Below are 19,856 nucleotides of genomic sequence, written 5' to 3'. Positions count from 1 at the left end.
TAAAACAACAATTAGCTGGCTTTATTACCAATCATATTGCCAAGTTTAATGCTTTGAGCAATATTGCGGGCGGTATTAATTAGATTAGGTTCCGCTTCAGCTAGCGTTTTTTCTAATGTGTACAACGATGGAATAATAGGGAAAATAGCGGTCATCCCATGATCTAACATGGTTTCTGCACCAACACCTAGGCAGCCGGCAATCCCAATCGTTGGAATACCTTGCTGTTGTGCTTGTTTCAAGACTCCCATGGGGGTTTTACCAAAAGCAGTTTGACCATCAATGCAGCCTTCTCCAGTAATCACCAAGTCTGCATTTTTGAGTTTGTCAGCAAACGCGACTGTTTCAATGACAATATCAATGCCTGGTTTCAATTGACCATTTAGAAATGCTTTAACACCTAGTCCCATGCCTCCAGCAGCCCCCACACCCGCTAATAAACGGTTATCTTGTCGACCACTTTTTACAATAATATCGGCGAAATGATCCAGCGCAATATCTAGCTGCGCCACAATGTCAGGCGTTGCGCCTTTTTGAGGGCCAAAAATCGCTGACGCTCCACTCTCACCACACAATGGACTGTCTACATCACACGCCACGTCAATTTGACAACGCGCAAGCGCAGGGTGAACTTGACTGTCATTAATGTCACTTAGCTGCATTAGAGCAAGACCACCAAATGGCACTTCTTTTCCACTTGCATCGTGTAATTGAAAACCTAAAGCTTGGACCATACCAGCACCAGCATCGTTTGTAGCACTACCACCCAACCCTAAAATAATGTGCTCAATACCGCGGTCTAATGCATCTTTAATCAACTCACCGGTACCATAGCTGGTGGTCATTAAAGGATTACGCTGATCTCTCGACACTAAATGTAAACCTGAAGCAGAAGCCATCTCAATGATTGCGGTCTTAGGGGTTTGATCATGTTGATTACCTAGCACGCCATATTGTGCCATTACAGGCTCTCCCATGGGTCCCGTAACTTCAAGATCAATAAAATAACCGTCAGTTGCATCCACCATTGACTGCACCGTCCCTTCGCCGCCATCGGCCATGGGTACTTTGATGTACTCACAATCAGGAAAGACGAGTTTAAATCCTTCTTCAATGGCCTTAGACACACCAAGAGCACTTAAACTTTCTTTAAACGAATCTGGGGCAATGACAATTTTCATAGAACATACCTATTAAGAAAGTGAATTAAATGCCACCAAAGCCGAACGTTAACATTTTGTGCAACTAGGCAAGTCGTAGGCAAATGCTGCTTAAATAAAAATTAGGAAAAGATGGTTATATATTGGGAAGTTATAAAAACGATGACGGTAATAATCATAACTCCCTGTTAAATTTCTCTGACTGAACGAAAGCTCGTTCTTGCAATAAGAGAACAGTATTCATTAAAAAAAAGGGAGGCGCTTTAGACAGCTGTATGGAAATATTCGATGTTTTTGACAGTTTTTTGTTCAATTGCACAAAAACCATATGACTTTTTATGAAAACTTGTCACTTTTATTTGTCTATTTTCGTTCAAAAAACCACTGCAGAACAAAAAGCATGCACTGCAATGGCCTGATTTAATAGATAAAAATTCGCGATGTGACTAAATGGCGTTAAGACAAACAAGCATTTTAGAGTGCAACAATCACTCGACCACGAACATTACCTTCAAGTAGTTCATAAGCTGTTTCTTCTACTTTATCTAAAGTAATTTCTTGGCTGATAACATCAAAGTCTTCTGGTTGCAGTAATTCACTTAAACGCTGCCATGCTTCTGTTCGGTCTGCCAAAGGTCGCATAACACTGTCGATACCAATCAATTTAACGCCTCGTAATATAAAAGGCGCGACAGAAGCAGGAAAGTCGAGGCCTTGTGCTAAACCACACGCGGTCACTACACCACCATATTTAGTACTTGCACAAGCGTTAGCCAAGGTATGACTACCAACACAATCAATAACGCCAGCCCAGCGTTCTTTTTGCAGCGGCTTACCTGGCTCAGAGAGGGTGGCACGGTCAATAACGTCGTTGGCACCAAGACTTTTTAAGTACTCGCTTTCTGCCATTCGCCCTGTTGATGCAACGACCTGATAACCAAGGCGATTTAACAAGCGAATCGCATAACTGCCCACACCACCATTGGCACCAGTGACTAATATTTCACCCGAATCCGGTGTCACCCCTTGTTTTTCTAGCGCTAGAACTGACAGCATCGCTGTATACCCTGCGGTACCAACAGCCATAGACTGTTTGGCATCGATGCCAGCGGGTAATGGAATCAACCAATCGCTTTTAAGGCGCGCTTTTTCAGCCAAGCCCCCCCAATGCATTTCACCCACACCAAAACCGTTAAGCAGTACCCAATCGCCTTCTTGAAAACGTTCAGAGTCACTTTGCAGTACTTTACCCACTAAATCGATCCCTGGCACCATAGGAAAAGAACGCGCGATACGGCCTTTTCCGGTGATGGCTAGCGCATCTTTATAGTTCAGCGTACTGTAAGCGACTTCCACTAAAACGTCCCCTTCAGGCAACTGAGATTCTTCTACTTGGCTCAAAGTACAAGATTGTTGACGCGCTTCATTTTGATTAATAATTAGTGCATGAAACATATTTTCTCCTTTTAGACCGAACGTCTATTTAAATGGATAAAAAAACCAAAAAGTGACTTTTGGTTGGTTGTTTTAACGTTATTTATTTGGTTTTAATCGCCTGAATAAAAAATGTTAGAAAGACTGTTAATGGCTGAGTGCTTTTCATTAATCGAGTCCGATGTACCGCTCCTTCCCAGCCAATCCAGAACGCTTGAGCGGTGTCTTCAAGGCTTTGAGTTAATTGCACATGACCTTGTTTTTGAGCGTCCAATAAGCACATGGCGACATGACGCTGCCAGCTTTCATAGGTGGCTTGCAACTGTTCTCGAAACGCGTCTGACAACAACGCGGATTCTTGCTCTAAATTTCCGACTAGACAGCCGCGCTTAAAATCATGACGTATAATGCCTTCTTGAGCATCCTTCGCAAAGCGTTGCAATCTCTCTAGAGGAGGGAAGGCGTCGTCCAATAAGAAGCTGCTAAGCTTGGCTTCAAAATAGCGTCTATAACGTTCAAGAACCGCCAATCCAAACACTTCTTTGCTAGCGAAATAATGATAAAAAGAGCCTTTTGGTACGCCAACTGACTTTAGAATTGTATCAATTCCACTGCGGGTAAAACCCGTTTCTGTCAACACTAACATGCCTGCTCGCAATAACACTTCGCGCGTGTCTTGGGTCTCACCAGGGTGCTTTTTTGGACGTCCGCGACGTGGTTGAGTCACCATTGCTAACTCAACATCCTTTACGCTCTCAGGACTCAATACTTCAGAATCTAACAAGCCATATTACCTATTACGTTAAAATACGATTATTTATAATTTAGACCGACTGTCTATTAAAGTCAAACATCAATACAAAGCACCATACAATACGCTATCTCTTTGCTTATTTTTGGTTAGTGGCTCACGACTCAAGAATAACCAACATCCAAAACATAAAAAAAGCGCCTAGTTAAAATAGACGCTTTTTTAATATTAGTAAGACAATTAGGTTAACCGCTCTTCTTAGTCAGTAGCTTGCTCGCCAAACGCATAGCATGAGCAGAATGCTCTGCCATTAATTGTTGAGTATCAATGCCGACAACGTGGCCATTTTCTACCGTCCATTTTCCTGCGATCATCACTCGGTCAGCTTTTTGAGCACCACACAATAAAAGCGCAGCCAATGGATCGTGACTTCCAGAAAAACGTAGTTCATCGAGCTTAAATAATGCTAAATCAGCTTGTTTTCCAACTGAAATTTCACCGATATCATCACGTCCTAATACTGCAGCAGAGCCTTTTGTCGCCCAGCGATAAGCATCATAATGTGAAACGTTAGCAGAACCATATCGTAACCTTTGTATATAAAGGGCTTGGCGTACTTCCATAATCATATTAGAACCATCATTCGATGCGGAGCCATCGACACCTAATCCAATCAATGCGCCTGCGGCTTCTAATTCATTATTACGAGCAATACCTGAGCCCAACATCATATTCGACGTGGGACAATGGCATATCCCCACTTTAGCGCGGCCGAGTCTTACTATTTCCTCATCATCAAAATGAATACCATGTGCTAGCCATGTCCTATCATGCAACCAACCAACACTTTCTAAATAGTCGACAGTGCGCATACCAAAACGTTTTAAGCAAAATGCTTCTTCATCTAAGGTTTCTGCTAAATGAGTATGAAGGCGTACATTTTCTCTTTTTGCTAGCTCGGCACTGCTTTTCATAATGTCAGTCGTGACGGAAAAAGGAGAGCAGGGTGCTAGCGCAATTTGAACCATCGCACCTTCACCACGTTGATGGTGAGCTTTAATTAATCGAGCGCTGTCATCAAGAATAGTCTTTTCATTTTGAACCGTAGATTGTGGCGGCAAACCGCCGTCTTTTTCACCCAAACTCATTGATCCACGAGTAAACATCGCTCGCATACCAAGAGATTTTGCCACGTCTACTTGCACATCTATGGCGTTTTCCATGCCAGCAGGAAAAAGATAATGATGATCGGCCGCTAGCGTGCAACCCGACTCCATTAATTCGACCATCGCTAATTTTGTCGCACTCGCCAGCATGTCAGGTTCTAACTCAGCCCAAAGTGGATACAAGGTTTGTAGCCAAGGAAAAAGGGCTTTGTTTAGTGCATCGGGAAAAGCTCGTGTGAGCGTTTGATAAAAATGATGATGAGTATTAATTAAGCCTGGTAATACGACATGGTCAGATGCATCAAATTTTATGTCGTAATGGCTATTTGGCTGTTTACCTAATGGTACTAGCTCATCAATTTTTCCATTACGAATAACCACTCCGCCATCAGCATTGTTAGCTAATATCGATTTAGGAGATTGAATCCAAATTGCTTGCCTTAGCATAGAAGCCCTCGAACCTGTTGTCAGATTAAGAAAGACTACTACAAAAAGGAAACGGTAGAAGGTGGAAAGTTACTAACACTCTATACTGAATGGAATTTTCATAGTTTCTTCACAATCACTTTTCCACTTTCAAAATATCCAAAGACAGCAACTATTCACACCCAGATTTTCATAAAACCTTTAAAAATAAGGTTTTTTCAATTTTTTTCCCTGTGGATTATTTTTTTAACAAACAGATATCCAGACTGTTACTAAACGAAATAAACTGTTTAAAAACATAAGGATAAAATGAAAGGCACTGAAAATACAGACTGTTGATAAGTATGGTGATAGGTTCGTAAGAAGTTTTGCACAGTTTTTAACAACTTTGGGTGAAATTTTTCCGAGTGTATAACTAGGTCTTTTATACACAGGTTCACCTTATGCACAGCACAGGATAATAGGGCCTCTCTTAACAAGTTGTTATCTCTGTAATTATATAATTTGTATCATGATTTTATAGTTATCCACTGTTTTTTGCTTACTACATAAACATAACAAACATAAGAAACTATATATATAATACTATTTATTAATATTGATGACCGGGGATTCAGGATTGTTGTCGCTTTCTTTTTGAAATTTAGCCGATATACTAAGCGCCCTTATCAAGTTGTTCGTTTTTTATTCATTCTTAATTCCGAGGTTCCTGTGGATTTCCCAACCCGCTTTGATGTGATTGTGGTCGGTGGTGGACATGCTGGTACAGAAGCTGCTTTAGCTGCAGCTCGTATGGGCGTAAAAACTTTATTGTTGTCCCACAACATTGAAACATTAGGACAAATGTCCTGTAATCCTGCTATTGGTGGTATCGGGAAGTCCCATCTAGTAAAAGAAATTGATGCTTTAGGCGGTGCCATGGCACTGGCAACAGATAAAGCTGGTATTCAATTTCGGACTTTAAATTCTCGTAAAGGTCCTGCTGTTCGAGCGACTCGTGCCCAAGCGGATCGTATTCTTTACAGAGCAGCGATTCGCTATCAATTAGAAAACCAAGAAAACCTTTGGCTATTTCAACAGTCTGCTGAAGATTTGATTGTTGAAAACGGTGCTGCATGTGGGGTAATTACCCAAACAGGTATCCGTTTTAACAGTAAAACTGTCGTACTAACCGCTGGTACTTTTTTAGGTGGCATTATCCACGTTGGCTTACAAAATCATGCTGGCGGTCGAGCTGGTGATCCACCATCCATTGGATTAGCTGAAAAGCTACGAGCTCTGCCGTTTCGTGTTGATCGTTTAAAAACGGGGACGCCACCGCGGATCGACGCTCGCACCGTTGATTTTTCTCAAATGCAAGCACAGCCTGGTGATGATATTACGCCAGTGATGTCTTATTTGGGGAACCGTGAGATGCACCCTCGTCAAATAGAGTGCTTTATAACTCATACCAATGAGCGAACTCACGACATTATCCGTAGTGGTATGGATCGTTCACCTATGTATACCGGTGTTATTGAAGGTGTTGGTCCTCGTTATTGCCCATCAATTGAAGATAAAATTGTACGTTTTGCAGATAAAAACTCACATCAAATCTTTATTGAACCAGAAGGATTAACAACTCATGAGTTGTACCCGAATGGTATTTCAACGTCTTTGCCATTTGACGTTCAAGTAGAGCTAGTGCATTCAATGAAAGGCATGGAAAATGCCCATATAACCCGACCTGGTTATGCGATTGAGTATGATTACTTTAATCCGCAAGATCTAAAATACTCACTTGAAACCAAACATATGCCTGGTTTATTTTTTGCGGGGCAAATTAACGGTACAACGGGTTATGAAGAAGCAGGAGCTCAAGGGTTATTAGCGGGAATTAACGCCGCACGTCTTGCTCAAGAAAAAGACGCTTGGACACCTCGTCGTGACGAAGCCTATTTAGGTGTATTAGTTGACGATTTGATTACCATGGGTACTAAAGAACCCTATCGTATGTTTACGAGTCGTGCAGAATATCGTCTGATCTTACGTGAAGATAATGCAGATATACGTTTAACAGAAAAAGGCCGCGAACTTGGTTTAATTTCTGATGAACGTTGGGAAGCATTTTGTAAAAAGCGTGATGCTATCGAAATTGAAACTCAACGTTTGAAGTCCAGTTGGATTGTACCTAATTCACCTGAAGCTGAAAAAATCAATCCTAAACTTGAAACACCAATCACGCATGAATACAGTTTATTGGATTTATTAAAGCGTCCAAACTTGGTTTATAGCGATATTGCTAATCTGAAAAATGCACCAGATACTCCGGTTGATGAGCAAGTATCAGAACAAGTCCAGATAGCGGTTAAGTACGCAGGTTATATTACTCGACAAGCGGAAGACATCGAGCGTGTACGTCGTCAGGAGAACACGTCGTTACCGGATGATTTTGATTACAGCAAGATGGAAGGGTTATCTAACGAGATCAAGCAAAAGCTGACTCAGGCTCGTCCTGCGACACTTGCGGCGGCTTCTAGAATCCCTGGAGTAACACCTGCTGCGGTATCCTTACTATTAATTCACTTGAAAAAACGTGCGATTGCACGCAAAAGTGCCTAGAATCAGCAGCCGATAACGCCTTTTAATTGGATTCGACTGTGACTCACTTTGATGCCATTCAAAAAGGCGCCCAACAAATGGGCGCCGATTTATCTGATACAACCATTCAAACGCTAGTAGATTACCTTGCCATGTTCCAAAAATGGAATAAGGCTTACAATCTAACGGCAATCCGCGATGTTGATCAGATGATTTCATTACATCTACTCGATAGCTTAGCCACCTTGCCCTTTATTACCGGGGACGACATTATTGATGTCGGGACAGGCCCAGGTTTGCCCGGTATGGTTCTGGCTATTTGCCTGCCTGAAAAACGTTTTACTTTACTCGACAGTAACGGCAAAAAAACCCGCTTTTTGACGCAGGTTAAAATGGAGCTGGGCATTAAGAATGTTACGGTTGCTAATGAGCGCGTTGAGAAACACGCGCATCAAGGTCACTATGATCATGTTATTTCTCGAGCCTTTGCTTCGCTTCAAGACATGATAAACTGGACCTTACCGCTTCCAAAGGAGACAGGTAACTTTTTAGCTATGAAAGGGGTATACCCCAACGAAGAGCTGACAGGATTGCCATCTGGAGTAGAGGTCATCCATATAGAACCGCTCACTGTGCCTACCATACAAGCCGAGCGCCATATGGTAATTATGGCGCGTAAAGGATAAATAAAAATGGCGAGAATAATTGCAGTCACGAATCAAAAAGGTGGCGTGGGTAAAACCACAACCTGTGTTAATTTGGCCGCTTCTTTAGCGGCGATGAAACGTCGTGTGCTTTTAATCGACCTCGATCCTCAAGGAAACGCCACGACGGGTAGCGGATTAAACAAAGGAGAACTGGATACCAGCGTTTTTGATGTTTTGATCGGAACTCATGGCGTCAAAGAAGTCATGAGACCGGTAATGGAGGATATCCCCGGCCCTGGGAAATATTGGGTGCTGCCTGCCAATGGTGATTTAACGGGAGCCGAAGTGGCCTTGCTTGATTTACCAAGTAAAGAAACGCGTCTGCGAGCAGGTCTTTACGAAGTGGATAATGACTTTGATTATATTTTGTTAGATTGCCCGCCAGCTTTAAACATGCTGACTGTTAATGCATTAGCCGCTTCGCAAGGCGTATTAATTCCTGTGCAATGCGAATATTACGCCTTAGAAGGGCTTTCCGCACTTTTGCAAACCATTGAACATATTACCCGTGCGCTAAATCCATCATTAGAAATTGAAGGCATCCTGCGGACTATGTATGATCCTCGTCCCAGTTTGACTCACGATGTGTCGAATCAGTTGCAAAAGCATTTTGGTAGTAAAGTTTTCGATACGGTAATCCCAAGAAATATCCGTCTTGCCGAAGCGCCTAGCTACGGACTTCCTGTATTGCATTATGAAAAACAGTCCCGTGGTGCTATTGCTTATCTTGCATTAGCGGGTGAATTTATAAGAAAGCGCTCAGCATAAAGCGATGAACAATAGCCTTTAACTTGTAGGCATACTGAATTCAATTAGGGTTTAATAACATGACGATGAAAAAAAGAGGTTTAGGTCGCGGTTTAGATGCTTTATTAGCGCCGCAGGCTGCAACAACAGAGTTGCAAGAACTCTCGCCAAATGAGCCTATTAAAGGATTAACATATTTACCGGTTGAATGGCTTTCAAAAGGTAAATTTCAGCCTCGTCGTGATATGAATCCTGCTTTGCTTGATGAATTAGCGTCTTCTATTCGTACACAAGGCATTATGCAGCCGATCGTCGTTCGTCCAAATGGCACCAATCAGTATGAAATTATTGCCGGTGAACGCCGCTGGCGCGCTGCAAAATTAGCGGATCTAACGCAAGTCCCTGTTATTGTTCGTCATGTTGATGATTCAGATGCGGTAGTACTCGCATTAATTGAAAACATTCAGCGTGAGGATTTGAATCCGGTTGAAGAAGCACTTGCTTTACAGCGTTTGGTTGAAGATTTTAATTTAACGCAGCAACAAGTGGCTGATACGGTTGGAAAATCACGTTCTACTGTTGCCAATCTTTTACGTCTTTTAGGTCTCTCTCCAGAAGTTCGCCGCTTATTAGAGCATGGTGATATCGAAATGGGGCATGCTCGAGCTTTATTGCCATTAGAGCAAGAAAAACAAATTCAAGCCGCTTCTCAAGTGGTTACTAGGTCATTGTCTGTTCGTGAGACAGAACGCTTAGTGAAAAGTATCCAAGCCCCTGAAAGTACTGAAAAAACTTCTCCTGTGTTACCAGATTTTAATGCAGAGGCTGAAAAAATAAGCCAAACCATTAATGCTTCTGTAAAAATTCAACCTTCTGCTAAAGGAAAGGGTAAGGTAGTCATCGAATACCGCAACCCTGAACACTTAGAGCTATTAATCAGTGAACTATTTACGAAAAAATAAAGTAATTTTATGACAAGTTAATATTTCTATCTAGACAGAACTGTTAGGAAGTGTTGAGAGAGGTCGGTTTAAGTTGATCACAGCTTCTAATACTCATATAATGCCACGGATTTTAGAATTGAAGACAAGGAATGCACTAGTTTGCTTTATTTTAGTGCACAACAAAAAGGTATTTAGGTAATGAATGATAGGAAGCCCCTTAGTGCGACCGCTCTACTTATTGCCAAGAAGCAATCAGTGTTTCGTTTTATTTTTTTGCAAATTCTTTGCTTATTCTTCATTTCTTTGGGAATTATTTTCTTTACTAGTGGTCTGTACTGGTACTCTTTTGTACTTGGTGCGTTATGCAGCATAGTTCCCAGTGTTTATATGGCTTGGCGAGTTTTCGGATATAAAGGAACGCGCCCAGCCAAGGATGTTATGAGAGCATTCTATCGAGGAGAAGCTGGTAAGCTAGTATTGACGGCGGTGTTATTATCGCTAGTTTTTCTTATTATTAAGCCATTAGCTGCCGGTGTTTTTTTTGCAGGTTTTGGTATTGCGATTTTGAGTCATTGGCTCAGCCCTATTGTACTGAACAAATAGCAGTACGAAGGGATAAAGGTTTTAATCATTGAAAGAGCGTGGATATAAATATGGCAATTGAAAGTCCAACGACTTCCGCATACATACAACACCACCTTCAGAATTTGACTTTTGGTCAGCATCCTGATGGTTCGTGGGGTATTGCTCATAGTGCTAAGGCAGCGTCGGAAATGGGGTTCTGGGCAATTCATTTAGACACAATGGCGGTTTCTATCGCTCTTGGTGTTCTATTTTTGTGGTTGTTTCGCATGGCAGCAAAGAAAGTCTCTGCAGATACGCCATCTGGATTGCAAAACTTTGTTGAGTTAATGGTGGAGTTTGTTGACGGTAGCGTCAAAGAAACCTTCCATGGCAAGAATAAGGTCATTGCTCCACTTGCGTTAACCATTTTTGTTTGGGTGTTCTTAATGAACGCGATGGACTTGGTTCCAGTCGACTTTTTGCCTGTTGTGGCAAATTGGGTTGGCGTAAACGTATTTGGTGCAACCGATGGTCATGTGTACTTCAAGTTTGTCCCTACGACAGATGTGAATGCGACCTTAGGTATGTCCCTATCAGTATTTGCTTTGATCATTTATTACAGCATCAAAGTGAAAGGCGTGAGTGGTTTTGTTGGTGAATTAACACTACAGCCATTCGGAAAATGGATGATCCCTTTCAACTTATTACTTGAAGGTGTTGGTCTGCTTGCGAAGCCTGTTTCATTAGCATTGCGACTATTCGGTAACTTGTATGCTGGCGAATTGATCTTTATTTTGATCGCTGTGTTGCCTTGGGGCTTGCAGTGGGCACTCTCTGTGCCTTGGGCAATCTTCCATATCTTGATCATTGTGCTTCAGGCCTTCATCTTTATGATGTTGACCATTGTGTATCTAAGCATGGCACATGAAGAGCACTAAAAGAGTTCTTAGTTAAACGTTAAAAACCTTAAATTTAAAACTGTGAAAATGTAGGAGTTAAAATGGAAACTGTAGTTGGTCTTACTGCGATCGCTGTAGCCCTTCTAATCGGTCTAGGTGCTTTAGGTACTGCGATTGGTTTTGGTATATTGGGTGGGAAATTCTTGGAAGGCGCTGCGCGTCAACCTGAAATGGTTCCAATGCTACAAGTAAAAATGTTCATCGTAGCGGGTCTTCTTGATGCCGTAACTATGATCGGTGTAGGTATTGCATTGTTCTTTACTTTCGCGAATCCTTTTATTGCTCAGGTCGCTGGCTAAGATTCTGCGATACTTTGCAGAAACTATTTTTAAACGACTTAGAGCGAGGATATTAGCGTGAACTTAAATCTCACACTTGTAGGCCAAGCTATCTCGTTTGCCATTTTTGTCTGGTTCTGCATGAAATACGTGTGGCCACCAGTAATTGCTGCGCTTGATGAGCGTAGCAAGAAAATTGCAGACGGATTAGAAGCAGCGAATCGTGCTTCACGTGATTTAGAGTTGGCTCAAGAACATGCCGCTCAACTATCACGTGAAAGCAAAGAAAACGCGGCCGAGATTATTGAACAAGCCAACAAACGTGCGAACCAAATTATTGACGAAGCAAACGAACAAGTAATTGCCGATGGCAAACGCTTGCGCGAAGCAGCTCAAGTAGAAATAGAACAAGATGTATTGCGTGCTAAAGAAGCATTGCGTTCTCAAGTTTCTGTTCTTGCATTTGCTGGTGCCGAGAAAATTTTGGGAGCCACTATTGACGAAAAAGCACATAGCGAGATCGTTGAAAAACTCGCTAAAGAGCTTTAAGCGAGGGTCTAATGGCTGAACTAAAAACAGTCGCGCGACCGTACGCTAGAGCGGCTTTCGAAGTTGCCCGTGAGCAAGGCCAGGTTACAGAATGGGCTGATATGCTAAGCATATTAGCCGCTGTAACGGTGGATCCTAAGCTGACAATAGCACTTGGAAATCCAGCTTTTAATGCGGAAGAGAAGGCAAGCGCTTTAGCGGACGTTTGTGCAGAAGTAACAACAGTACAGGGCAAAGCATTTTTGCTAGCACTGGCTGAGAAAAAGCGTTTAACGCTTATTCCGGCAATTTCTGTGTTATTTCAACAGTTCAAACTGAATTATGAAAAAGCGGTAGATGTAGAATTTACCTCAGCTTTTGAATTATCAGCAGAACAAGCGCAAGTATTGGCCGCAGCATTGGCGAAAAAGTTGGATCGTACGATCAACTTAACCAATGAAACAGACGCAAGCCTGCTTGGTGGCGTGGTTATCCGTACAGGTGACTTAATCATCGACGGTTCAGTTCGCGGTAAACTGGCGAAACTGGCCGAGGCGATAAACTCCTAGTGTTTCGTTAAATCGAAAACAGGGTTGAGGAATTTAGCATGCAGCAACTGAATCCATCTGAGATCAGCGAGATTATCAAGAAGCGCATCGAGAATCTCGATGTCACTTCTGATGCCCAAAATGAGGGCACAATTGTCAGTGTAGCAGACGGTATCGTTCTGGTTCACGGTTTGGCAGATGTTATGTACGGAGAAATGATTGAATTCTCCGGTGGTATTTACGGTATTGCATTGAACCTAGAGCGTGACTCTGTCGGTGCAGTAGTATTAGGTAAATATCAAGACCTTGTAGAAGGTCAAAAAGTTAAATGTACAGGTCGTATATTGGAAGTTCCAATTGGTCCTGAATTGCTTGGTCGTGTTGTTGACGCATTGGGTAATCCAATCGACGGCAAAGGCGATATCAATGCAAAATTAACGGATAAAGTTGAGAAAGTAGCACCAGGCGTTATCGAACGTCAGTCTGTTGATCAACCTATTCAAACTGGTTACAAAGCGATTGATGCCATGGTGCCAATCGGTCGTGGTCAGCGTGAGTTAATTATCGGTGACCGTCAGATTGGTAAGACAGCATTAGCTATCGATACTATTATCGCTCAGAAAAACAGCGGTATTAAATGTGTATACGTAGCGATCGGTCAGAAACAATCTACTATTGCCAACGTTGTACGTAAGCTTGAAGAAGCGGGTGCAATGAGTTACACCACAGTGGTAGCGGCTGGTGCTTCTGATCCAGCGGCGATGCTTTACCTAGCGCCATACACTGGTTGTACTATGGGTGAATACTTCCGTGACCGCGGTGAAGACGCTTTGATCATTTATGATGATTTGACCAAGCAAGCTTGGGCTTACCGTCAGATCTCTTTGCTTCTTCGTCGTCCACCAGGTCGTGAAGCTTACCCAGGTGATGTATTCTACCTTCACTCTCGTCTTCTAGAACGTGCGTCTCGTGTAAACGTTGAGTACGTTGAGAAATTCACCAATGGTGAAGTGAAAGGCAAAACAGGCTCTTTGACAGCCTTGCCTATCATCGAGACACAAGGTGGTGACGTATCTGCTTTCGTACCAACCAACGTAATCTCCATCACAGATGGTCAGATTTTCTTGGAAACGAGCTCGTTTAATGCGGGTATTCGTCCAGCGATGAACGCCGGTATTTCGGTTTCTCGTGTTGGTGGTGCTGCACAAACTAAGATTGTAAAAAAACTTGGCGGTGGTATTCGTCTTGCATTGGCTCAGTACCGTGAATTGGCGGCTTTCGCTCAGTTCGCATCTGACCTAGATGAAGCGACTCGTAAGCAGCTAGAGCACGGTAAACAGGTTACGGAACTGATGAAACAGAAGCAGTTCTCTCCTATGCCCGTAGCTGAAATGGGCGTAGTTCTTTACGCTGCTAATGATGGCTTCCTTGTAGATGTTGAAACAAGCAAAATTGGTAGTTTTGAACAGGCATTGTTGGGTTATATGAACAGCGAACACGCTGATCTTATGGCTGACATCAACAAAACTGGCAACTTTAACGGCGAGATTGAAGCGACACTTAAAGCGGCAATCGAGAAGTTTAAAGCGACGCAAACTTGGTAATGAGCTTGGCAGCAGACTATTAATTTAGCCTGTTGCCATTTTCTTGCAGTTTGTGAAATAACATTCTCACAAGGGCAGTTCTATTATGGCAGTCGGAAAAGAGATACGTACTCAGATTTCGAGCATTAACAATACGCGTAAAATTACTCGTGCTATGGAAAAAGTAGCAGCAAGTAAGACGCGTAAAGCTCAGGATCGTATGGCCGCTTCTCGTCCGTATGCGGAACGAATTCGCCAAGTTGTTGGTCATTTGGCTAACGCGAATCCTGAGTATAAACACCGTTACCTTACCGAACGTGAGGCGAAGCGTGTTGGTTATATCGTAATCTCTTCTGATCGTGGTTTATGTGGTGGCTTGAACATTAACGTGTTTAAAAAAGCCATTAAAGATATGAAGCAGTTCGCTGATACTGGTGTCGAAATCGACATTTGTGCCATTGGCGGCAAGGCTGTGTCATTCTTTCGTAACTACGGTGGAAATGTAGCAGCAGCTTTCACTGGTTTAGGTGATGCACCTAAAGCTGACGACTTAGTCGGCAGCGTAAAGGTGATGCTAGATGCATTTGATGAAGGTCGCATTGATCGTCTGTATGTGGTTTCTAATGAGTTTGTGAACACCATGACTCAGATTCCGATGGTCGAGCAACTTTTGCCATTACAAGCAGAAGAGAATACAGAGTTACAGCACCACTGGGATTACATTTATGAACCAGAAGCCATTGATATTTTAGATGGACTATTGGTTCGCTATATTGAATCTCAAGTATATCAGTCAGTCGTTGAGAACATTGCGTGTGAACAAGCATCTCGTATGCTTGCTATGAAAAACGCAACCGACAACGCCGGCGATATCATTGATGAATTGCAGTTGGTGTACAACAAGGCTCGTCAAGCAGCGATTACTCAGGAAATTTCTGAGATAGTCAGCGGCGCGGCAGCGGTTTAAGGTATTTAAGAGGATCCGAACATGAGTAGCGGACAAATCGTAAAGATTATCGGTGCAGTTATCGATGTGGAATTCCCACGTGATAGCGTGCCAAAAGTATATGATGCCCTTACCATTGAAGGTAAAGAGTTGGTGTTGGAAGTTCAACAGCAACTAGGCGACGGCGTAGTTCGTACTATCGCCATGGGTTCTACTGACGGTATGAAGCGTGGTTTGATTGTTGATAATACAAACAACCCTGTTTCTGTTCCTGTTGGTATTAAAACACTAGGACGTATTATGAACGTTCTAGGTGAACCAATTGATGAAAAAGGCCCAATTGGCGAAGAAGAGCGTTGGTCAATTCACCGTGCCGCACCTTCTTATGCTGAACAGTCTTCTAGTAACGAATTGCTAGAAACAGGCATCAAGGTTATCGACCTTGTTTGTCCTTTCGCGAAAGGTGGTAAAGTTGGTCTGTTTGGTGGTGCCGGTGTAGGTAAAACCGTAAACATGATGGAACTTATCCGTAACATCGCAATCGAGCACAGCGGTTATTCTGTATTCGCTGGTGTTGGTGAGCGTACTCGTGAAGGTAACGATTTCTACCATGAGATGACTGATTCGAACGTAATCGATAAAGTATCTTTGGTATACGGTCAAATGAACGAGCCACCAGGTAACCGTCTTCGTGTTGCTTTGACTGGTTTGACTATGGCTGAGAAATTCCGTGACGAAGGTCGTGACGTACTTTTCTTTGTAGATAACATCTACCGTTACACGCTTGCGGGTACGGAAGTATCTGCATTGCTAGGTCGTATGCCGTCTGCAGTAGGTTACCAGCCTACACTTGCTGAAGAGATGGGTGTTCTTCAAGAACGTATCACCTCTACTAAGACTGGTTCTATCACGTCTGTTCAAGCGGTATACGTACCTGCGGATGACTTGACTGACCCGTCTCCAGCAACAACGTTCTCTCACTTGGACGCAACCGTTGTATTGTCTCGTGACATCGCATCTTTGGGTATCTACCCAGCGATCGATCCTCTTGACTCTACTTCACGTCAGCTTGACCCTCTAGTTATCGGTCAAGAGCATTACGACGTAGCACGTGGCGTACAAATGGTATTGCAACGTTACAAAGAACTTAAAGACATCATCGCGATTTTGGGTATGGACGAGTTATCTGAAGAAGATAAGCAAACGGTTAACCGTTCTCGTAAAATCCAACGCTTCTTGTCTCAGCCTTTCTTCGTAGCTGAAGTCTTCACTGGCGCACCAGGTAAGTATGTTTCTTTGAAAGATACTATCCGCGGCTTTAAAGGCATTTTGGATGGTGAGTTTGACGAACTTCCAGAACAAGCGTTCTACATGATTGGTAGTATCGACGAAGCCGTCGAGAAAGCTAAGAAACTTTAACCATCACGCGAAGTAAGAGCGCTTAGGCGTTCTTACTAAGCCTGACTAAGAGAGGCAACTTATGGCTATCACAGTACACTGCGATATCGTAAGCGCTGAACAAGAGATCTTTAGCGGAGTCGTTAAATCTCTTGTGGCTGCAGGTGATTATGGCGATCTAGGCATTATGCCTGGTCATGCGCCATTATTGACGACTCTGCAACCAGGTCCTATTCGTGTGGTTAAAGAAAATGGTGACGAAGAGTTTATCTTCGTGTCCGGTGGCTTCCTAGAAGTTCAACCGCACCGTGTCACCGTCTTGGCCAACACGGCCATTCGTGCAAGAGATCTTGACGAAGAGGCGGCACTAAAAGCGAAGCAACACGCACAAGAGCTTTTAGCCAACCAAAAACCTGATGTTGACTATTCTCGTGCAACAGCGGAATTGGCAGAAGCCATGGCTCGCTTGCGTACTATCCAGCAGTTCCGCCATCAATAAGCGAAACGCTAGAGTTGAACAGTCTAAAAAGCAGCCCTAGGGCTGCTTTTTTTATGTTTGTTTACTGCTAACTGAAGCCGCAGATTCTTAAAGCATTTTCCAAAGCGTATCGAAGATGATTTGCTGGGCGCTGGCGATGTCTTTTGACTCTAGCACGACAGCAGAAGGGAAGTTGTTGCTCGCTAAAGAAATAATCGCACATTTTGGTGGGTAGATTGCGATATAGCTGGCGTCTACTGGGCCTTCGGTTTTGATCCACTTACGCTCTGATAGACCGGCTTCTTCACCACCTTCTCCCAATGCGATGACTTTCACGTTGATACCCAGCTTGATTCGCTGTTTGGTGTAGTTCGGAAACGGACGATACAGATACGGACGAATGGGTTTAGATGAAAACACACAATATTCTTTATGGTCTTGTTGCGATACGACGTTTAGAATGTCGCGCAATACCCATTCTATGCCATCGTCGCCTTCATAATAGCGCACGTCAGTATGATGATAATCAGGCTGTTGCTGGCTTAAATTGGGAATGATAGTGCTTTTGAGTGATTCTATGGTTTTGTCTAATTGAAGACGCTTGTCTTCCGCAAGACTGAGCAAAATATCTGGGTTTTCCGCCATGAAAAAGCGGCGTTTTCCTTTTGGAAAATAACTGATTACCCCTTTGTTTTGCAATTGCTTGAGTGCTTCATAGGCGGTGCCGCGGTTAATCCCGCTGTGTTCGGCAATGTCTCGGATCGAAGAAGGCCCTAGCTTTAGCAGAGTCTGGTAAAGCTGAGTTTCTCTAGGTGTGAGACCGAGTTGTTCAAAAGCGTGTTGGATCATAAGCGTTACAAAAACCAAATATCAATAGTAGTGTGCAGAATACTCGCCCGTTTGTGCTGATGTAAAGGCATGGAATAAGACATTTAATACGTAATAGAGCGCAAAGCATGGTGTTTTGCGAGGAGTAGAAAGTGAGTGATGATCAGCGTTTTGGCGGAATTCGCCGTTTATATGGTGATGCGGCCTACCAAATTTTTTCCCAAGCGCATGTTTGTGTAGTGGGGATTGGTGGCGTTGGTTCGTGGGCGGCAGAAGCCTTAGCCCGTTCTGGTATTGGTAAAATAACCTTAATTGATATGGATGATATTTGCGTCACCAACACCAATCGCCAAATACATGCGCTGGACGGCAACATAGGTAAGTCAAAAGTAGAAGTCATGGCGGAACGTATCAGCCTGATTAACCCTAACTGCAAAGTGACGGCAGTAGAAGACTTTGTTACCCCCGAGAACCTCTCTGAACTGCTTGTAGAGCAATTTGATTACATTATTGATTGCGTTGATAGCATTAAACCGAAAGCGGCTCTAGTGGCTTGGTGTAAGAGCAACAAGCGTTCTGTTATTACGATTGGTGGTGCGGGCGGACAAACCGACCCTACCAAAATTCAGACAGCAGATCTGGCGAAAACGGTAGGTGATCCATTGGCTGCGAATTTACGCAATTTTTTACGTCGTTATTATAACTTCAGCCGAAATATCAAACGTCGTTTTCACATTGAATGTGTGTATTCCATTGAGCAACTTAACTACCCACAAGGCGATGGTACGGTTTCCAAAACGAGGCTGAAAGGCGATACAGAGACCAAAATGGGGTGTGATACCGGTTTCGGTGCCAGCACGGCTGTCACTGCGACCTTTGGCTTTGTAGCGGTTTCGAAAGTACTAGAAAAGTTAGCCAAATCAAGTTAATACCTATTCACGTTAGATAATCTATTTTAAAGAGACTGTTTATGAGCTTGTCAGAAACAACAAAACCCACTGTCATTTATGGTGAAAAAGGCGCGAATATTTCATTTCGAATTATTCGTTATGCGTTAATCTCTTGCCTACCTCTGCTGGCCATTTGTGCTTACGCTAATAATTATTTTGTCATGCTTCCGGTTTTGTTACTGATTTTTTCACGTTATATGACGGCAAAATATTGGAAGAATACACCTTACGTCATATTTAAAAACGACTGTTTTGAGGTGAAACCATCAAAAGTGATTGGTTTAAAATCGATGCGTTATGAAGACGTTGTGAGCATTGAAGAGCAGAAGCAAGCTTGGTCAGTGGAATACACGGTTGATGGAAAAGAAAAACAAGTCGTGATTGTGAAGTTTTGGCTAACACCTGAAGGTATTGAACGCATTCGCACTGAGCTACAGCGTCATGTATCGAGCGTCACCGTGCCTTTTCAGCCATAGAGAAGAAAAGGCGAGTGAGTTTAGGCTTGCAACGCCTTTAGTATCGCCAACACGCCATTTCTGCGAAGGCAAGCTTCATCAGATTGGCAAAGACTCGTCTGAAAAGTTAGCGTTTATCCCCGCACCACTTAAAGTGATCGAAACAGTACGGCCTAAGTACGCTTGCCGAGAATGTAAAAAAACAGGCGTTAAAAATCACATTAAACAAGCCCCAATGCCACCGAGTATTCGCCCAGCTTACTCAGCCAAATCATTACGGGGAAGTTCCAATACAGCTTACCTCTGTATAGACAAGAATCGATGTTCAAACAATATGGGATCGAGCTGAGTCGGCAGACGATGTCAGATTGGATAATTAAATGCTCAATCGCCTTACGGTGCGTGTATGAACGATTGCATCAGCTT

Annotated in this window: 20 protein-coding genes and 1 pseudogene; 16 read left to right on the top strand and 5 right to left on the bottom strand. The window is 43.1% G+C overall.

The window, feature by feature from the left end:
• Window positions 1-11 precede the first annotated feature (11 nt).
• The 4 genes from E0D70_RS02245 to E0D70_RS02230 form a co-directional block, all read right to left on the bottom strand.
• Complete coding sequence (locus E0D70_RS02245) at window positions 12-1,181, bottom strand: glycerate kinase (protein WP_133010654.1); 1,170 nt, start codon at window positions 1,179-1,181, stop codon at window positions 12-14.
• Between the two features lie 453 nt (window positions 1,182-1,634).
• Window positions 1,635-2,615, bottom strand: coding sequence for an acrylyl-CoA reductase (NADPH) (gene acuI / locus E0D70_RS02240; protein ID WP_133010653.1), 981 nt, complete (start codon window positions 2,613-2,615; stop codon window positions 1,635-1,637).
• An 82-nt stretch (window positions 2,616-2,697) separates the two neighbouring features.
• The gene (acuR, locus tag E0D70_RS02235; RefSeq protein WP_240536941.1) at window positions 2,698-3,378 is read right to left on the bottom strand and encodes an acrylate utilization transcriptional regulator AcuR; all 681 of its coding nucleotides are present in this window, start codon (window positions 3,376-3,378) and stop codon (window positions 2,698-2,700) included.
• A gap of 212 nt (window positions 3,379-3,590) precedes the next feature.
• Complete coding sequence (locus E0D70_RS02230) at window positions 3,591-4,958, bottom strand: 8-oxoguanine deaminase (protein ID WP_133010652.1); 1,368 nt, start codon at window positions 4,956-4,958, stop codon at window positions 3,591-3,593.
• Window positions 4,959-5,648: 690 nt separating this feature from the next.
• Here E0D70_RS02230 and mnmG point away from each other — a divergent pair.
• From mnmG to E0D70_RS02165, 13 genes are all read left to right on the top strand, one after another.
• The gene (gene mnmG, locus E0D70_RS02225) at window positions 5,649-7,538 is read left to right on the top strand and encodes a tRNA uridine-5-carboxymethylaminomethyl(34) synthesis enzyme MnmG (RefSeq protein WP_133010651.1); all 1,890 of its coding nucleotides are present in this window, start codon (window positions 5,649-5,651) and stop codon (window positions 7,536-7,538) included.
• Window positions 7,539-7,576: 38 nt separating this feature from the next.
• Entirely contained in the window at window positions 7,577-8,203 is a 627-nt protein-coding gene (gene rsmG / locus E0D70_RS02220; RefSeq protein WP_133010650.1) for a 16S rRNA (guanine(527)-N(7))-methyltransferase RsmG, read from the top strand.
• 6 nt (window positions 8,204-8,209) lie between these two features.
• Window positions 8,210-8,992 carry a ParA family protein gene (locus tag E0D70_RS02215; RefSeq protein WP_133010649.1) on the top strand — a complete coding sequence of 261 codons (783 nt, stop codon included), beginning with the start codon at window positions 8,210-8,212 and terminating at the stop codon, window positions 8,990-8,992.
• A gap of 59 nt (window positions 8,993-9,051) precedes the next feature.
• Window positions 9,052-9,933, top strand: coding sequence for a ParB/RepB/Spo0J family partition protein (locus E0D70_RS02210; RefSeq protein WP_133010648.1), 882 nt, complete (start codon window positions 9,052-9,054; stop codon window positions 9,931-9,933).
• A 180-nt stretch (window positions 9,934-10,113) separates the two neighbouring features.
• A complete protein-coding gene (locus tag E0D70_RS02205) occupies window positions 10,114-10,518 on the top strand; it encodes an ATP synthase subunit I (protein WP_133010647.1) in 405 nt (134 codons plus the stop codon).
• Window positions 10,519-10,568: 50 nt separating this feature from the next.
• A complete protein-coding gene (atpB, locus tag E0D70_RS02200) occupies window positions 10,569-11,417 on the top strand; it encodes a F0F1 ATP synthase subunit A (RefSeq protein ID WP_133010646.1) in 849 nt (282 codons plus the stop codon).
• Between the two features lie 62 nt (window positions 11,418-11,479).
• Window positions 11,480-11,737, top strand: coding sequence for a F0F1 ATP synthase subunit C (gene atpE / locus E0D70_RS02195; RefSeq protein WP_133010645.1), 258 nt, complete (start codon window positions 11,480-11,482; stop codon window positions 11,735-11,737).
• Window positions 11,738-11,794: 57 nt separating this feature from the next.
• Window positions 11,795-12,265: a F0F1 ATP synthase subunit B gene (locus E0D70_RS02190; RefSeq protein ID WP_133010644.1), complete on the top strand. Its 471-nt coding sequence runs from the start codon at window positions 11,795-11,797 to the stop codon at window positions 12,263-12,265.
• 11 nt (window positions 12,266-12,276) lie between these two features.
• The gene (locus tag E0D70_RS02185) at window positions 12,277-12,813 is read left to right on the top strand and encodes a F0F1 ATP synthase subunit delta (protein ID WP_133010643.1); all 537 of its coding nucleotides are present in this window, start codon (window positions 12,277-12,279) and stop codon (window positions 12,811-12,813) included.
• 38 nt (window positions 12,814-12,851) lie between these two features.
• Entirely contained in the window at window positions 12,852-14,396 is a 1,545-nt protein-coding gene (gene atpA / locus E0D70_RS02180; RefSeq protein ID WP_133010642.1) for a F0F1 ATP synthase subunit alpha, read from the top strand.
• A gap of 85 nt (window positions 14,397-14,481) precedes the next feature.
• Window positions 14,482-15,342 carry a F0F1 ATP synthase subunit gamma gene (atpG, locus tag E0D70_RS02175; protein WP_133010641.1) on the top strand — a complete coding sequence of 287 codons (861 nt, stop codon included), beginning with the start codon at window positions 14,482-14,484 and terminating at the stop codon, window positions 15,340-15,342.
• A 21-nt stretch (window positions 15,343-15,363) separates the two neighbouring features.
• Complete coding sequence (gene atpD / locus E0D70_RS02170) at window positions 15,364-16,740, top strand: F0F1 ATP synthase subunit beta (RefSeq protein ID WP_133010640.1); 1,377 nt, start codon at window positions 15,364-15,366, stop codon at window positions 16,738-16,740.
• Between the two features lie 61 nt (window positions 16,741-16,801).
• Window positions 16,802-17,218 carry a F0F1 ATP synthase subunit epsilon gene (locus E0D70_RS02165; RefSeq protein WP_133010639.1) on the top strand — a complete coding sequence of 139 codons (417 nt, stop codon included), beginning with the start codon at window positions 16,802-16,804 and terminating at the stop codon, window positions 17,216-17,218.
• 87 nt (window positions 17,219-17,305) lie between these two features.
• Here E0D70_RS02165 and E0D70_RS02160 read toward each other — a convergent pair whose 3' ends face one another.
• Complete coding sequence (locus E0D70_RS02160) at window positions 17,306-18,046, bottom strand: TrmB family transcriptional regulator (protein ID WP_133010638.1); 741 nt, start codon at window positions 18,044-18,046, stop codon at window positions 17,306-17,308.
• Between the two features lie 131 nt (window positions 18,047-18,177).
• Between E0D70_RS02160 and tcdA the strand changes: the two genes are divergently transcribed.
• From tcdA to E0D70_RS02145, 3 genes and pseudogenes are all read left to right on the top strand, one after another.
• Window positions 18,178-18,954 carry a tRNA cyclic N6-threonylcarbamoyladenosine(37) synthase TcdA gene (gene tcdA, locus E0D70_RS02155; protein ID WP_133010637.1) on the top strand — a complete coding sequence of 259 codons (777 nt, stop codon included), beginning with the start codon at window positions 18,178-18,180 and terminating at the stop codon, window positions 18,952-18,954.
• A 41-nt stretch (window positions 18,955-18,995) separates the two neighbouring features.
• The gene (locus E0D70_RS02150) at window positions 18,996-19,451 is read left to right on the top strand and encodes a hypothetical protein (protein WP_133010636.1); all 456 of its coding nucleotides are present in this window, start codon (window positions 18,996-18,998) and stop codon (window positions 19,449-19,451) included.
• A gap of 61 nt (window positions 19,452-19,512) precedes the next feature.
• Window positions 19,513-19,856 (top strand): annotated as a pseudogene (locus E0D70_RS02145) (IS66 family transposase); the annotation flags it as partial.

Origin of the sequence: Marinomonas flavescens (genome assembly GCF_004352835.1) — a bacterium.
Taxonomy (GTDB): Bacteria; Pseudomonadota; Gammaproteobacteria; order Pseudomonadales; family Marinomonadaceae; genus Marinomonas; species Marinomonas flavescens.
This window is presented reverse-complemented; position numbering and strand designations above follow the sequence as displayed.